The organism is Verticiella alkaliphila, assembly GCF_018904615.1.
GTDB classification, from domain to species: domain Bacteria; phylum Pseudomonadota; class Gammaproteobacteria; order Burkholderiales; family Burkholderiaceae_B; genus Verticiella; species Verticiella alkaliphila.
Map to the genome: position 1 here is coordinate 1 of NZ_JADCNH010000090.1, position 2,853 is coordinate 2,853.

Here is a 2,853-nt window from a genome sequence, read left to right on the forward strand (position 1 = left end):
TTGAACTGCTCGTCGTACTTCGCCATGAAAAACACCCCAAAAGTTGGATCCGTGTCCAACTTTTGGGGTGCAGTTCAAAGCCTGGGGTTTTTTCTGCCACCGGACCGCTTACGCGGCGTACTGGCGCAGGCGCAGCGAGAACTCTTCCAGCTGCTTGATGCCGCTCTTCTGGGCGCGAGCGCACCAGTCCTGCAGATCATGCAGCAGCTTCTCGCTCGAGGCGCTCGAGCTGTCCCACAGGCGGGAGAGTTCGTCGCGCATCTGCGACAGCGTGGCGAGCACGCCGTGCTGGGCGATGATCTGGTTGATCTCCTGGCGACGTTCCACCGGGAGCAGTTCCGGATCACTGCGGCGCAGCGTGGACTGCACCTGGCGCAGCGGTTCGACCGAACCCTGCGGCGACGTGCGCTTCAGACGATCGATCTCTTCGCGGCAGGCCTGCTTGAACATGTCGGCATAGCGGGCCATGATCTCGTAGCGGTGGGTGATGACAGCCTGGAGCGTCTGCAGATCCGCCGCGGACTTGTCCGTGGTCATCTGCGGGCGCTGGGCCACCTTCTTCACCTTGGCCAGGCCAACGGCCTGCATGGCGCTGATGTACATCCAGCCGATGTCGAACTCATACCACTTGCTCGAGAAACGGGCCGACGACGCATGCGCGTGGTGGTTGTTGTGCAGCTCTTCACCGCCGATCAGGATGCCGATGGGCGAGATGTTCGTGCTGGTGTCCGGGCTGGCAAAGTTGCGGTAGCCCACGTAGTGGCCGATACCATTGACCACGCCGGCAGCCCAGAACGGGATCCACGCCATCTGGATGGCCCACACCGTCAGGCCGAGCACGCCGAAGAGGGCGAGATCGATGGCCAGCATGGTGAAGATACCCAGGGTGGTGTGGCGAGAATAGACATTGCGCTCCATCCAGTCGTCCGGCGTGCCATGGCCGAACTTCTTCATCGTCTCGGCATTGTCGCTCTCGATACGATAGAGCTCGGCGCCCTGGAACAGGACGCGGTTGATGCCGTAGACCATGGGCGAGTGAGGATCGCCCTCGCGCTCGCAACGCGCGTGGTGCTTGCGGTGAATGGCGACCCACTCCTTCGTGACCATGCCCGTGGTAAGCCACAGCCAGAAACGGAAGAAATGTGAGACGACCGGGTGCAGATCCACCCCCCGGTGAGCCTGGGAGCGGTGCAGAAAGATGGTGACCCCAGCGATCGTGATGTGAGTCACAACCAGGGTGAACAGCACGATCTGCCACCAGGAGGCATTGAGAATGCCGTTGGTGACGAAGGAAATCAAAGCGTCCATATAACCTCGCGAGCGGCGCTGCCGCAATACCGTCAGGGTACTATCGACGGCGCCGGGGACGATACCGCATTTGTCACCAACCATCAATGATCTGCATCAAAGTGTTGGCAAATCGGTACCATTCGGAGCCCACAGTGCCTGGAGAATGCGCTTGGCATTCCTCCTGCCGTGGCCGCGGGCGACGGGCGGTGTGATGGGCCGAAGCCGTCACATCCGCCTCTTCAGACAAGCCAGGGCTCAGGAAGTTCGCGTGAAAACCGCTGCGAAGAATCCGTCGGTGCCGTGGCGATCCGGACGCAGCTTGAGGAAGGGCCCATCGACGGGCACCTCGCTGCGGCCAGCCAGGATCTCACCGACGGGCGCCAAGGTGAATTGAGGGTGCGCCGCGAGGAAGGCCTCGGCCTGCGCTTCGTTCTCCTCGGGCAGCAGGCTGCACGTGGCGTACACGAGCCGCCCGCCCGGGGCCACGCAGCGCGCGGCCGAGGCCAGGATGCTCGCCTGCAGGGCGTAGAGCGAAGGCAGTGCGGCGGGATCCTGACGCCACTTGATGTCCGGATTGCGGCGCAGCGTGCCCGTGCCCGTGCACGGCGCGTCGACCAGCACCCGGTGCGCCTTGCCCGCCAGGCGCTTCACCCGGGCGTCGTTCTCGTGCTGGATGAGCACGGGTTCCACGTTGGAGAGCCCGCTGCGGGCCAGACGGGGGCCCAACCGGTGCAGGCGGCCCTCGGACACGTCAAAGGCGTACAGACGCCCGCTCGAGCGCATGAGCGCGCCCAGCAAGAGCGTCTTGCCACCGGCCCCGGCGCAGAAATCCACGATCATCTCGCCGCGCTTGGGGCCGACGAGCAAGGCGAGCAGCTGGCTGCCCTCGTCCTGCACCTCGACGCTGCCGTCCAGAAAGCGCGCCCAGTGCTGCAGGGGCGTGCCCGCCGGCAGGCGCATGCCCCACGGCGACCAGGGAGTCGCCTCGGGCACGACGGCACCGTCGCCCTGCATGGCGGCCATGAGCGTGTCGCGATCGGTCTTCAGGGGATTGACGCGGATGTCGAGCGCGGCCTGGACGTTGAGCGAGGCCATGAGCGACTCGGGATCGTCCAGCCGGCCGAAGGCTTCGTCCAGCCAATCCGGCAGGCTGTAGCGCACGGCGCGCGGAAGCGACGAGGCGTCGATACGGCGCACGCGCGTGAGCCACTCTTCCTCTGCCGGCTGCAAGACCGGCCGGATGGCCTCGGGCCCAAGCGTGTCGGCCAGGGCCAGAATGGCAAGGCGGCGCGTGGCGCTGCCCTGCCCGCTTTCACCCATCTGGCGATAGCGGCGCAGGTGGCGCAGCGCGGCGTACACCGCCTCGGCGACCTCACCGCGGTCACGGGAGCCCAGCTTCGGGTGGGCGCGCAGCCAGCGCGACAGGACGGCATCCGCCGCGCCAGCCCACTGCAGGATCTCAGCCAGGGCATCGCGCACCTGGTCGATGCGCACGGCCAGTGGCGGCAAGCGCGGCCGATCCTGGCCGCCGCGTGGGGGCCGGGCGCCGGTGGGGCCGCCACG

At 66.4% G+C, this 2,853-nt stretch carries 2 protein-coding genes; both read right to left on the minus strand.

The window, feature by feature from the left end; translation table 11 throughout:
- Window positions 1-108: 108 nt before the first annotated feature.
- The gene (locus IMZ29_RS22295; protein WP_216188463.1) at window positions 109-1,308 is read right to left on the minus strand and encodes a DesA family fatty acid desaturase; all 1,200 of its coding nucleotides are present in this window, start codon (window positions 1,306-1,308) and stop codon (window positions 109-111) included.
- Window positions 1,309-1,545: 237 nt separating this feature from the next.
- Complete coding sequence (locus tag IMZ29_RS22300) at window positions 1,546-2,799, minus strand: RsmB/NOP family class I SAM-dependent RNA methyltransferase (protein WP_253207384.1); 1,254 nt, start codon at window positions 2,797-2,799, stop codon at window positions 1,546-1,548.
- Window positions 2,800-2,853: the final 54 nt, after the last annotated feature.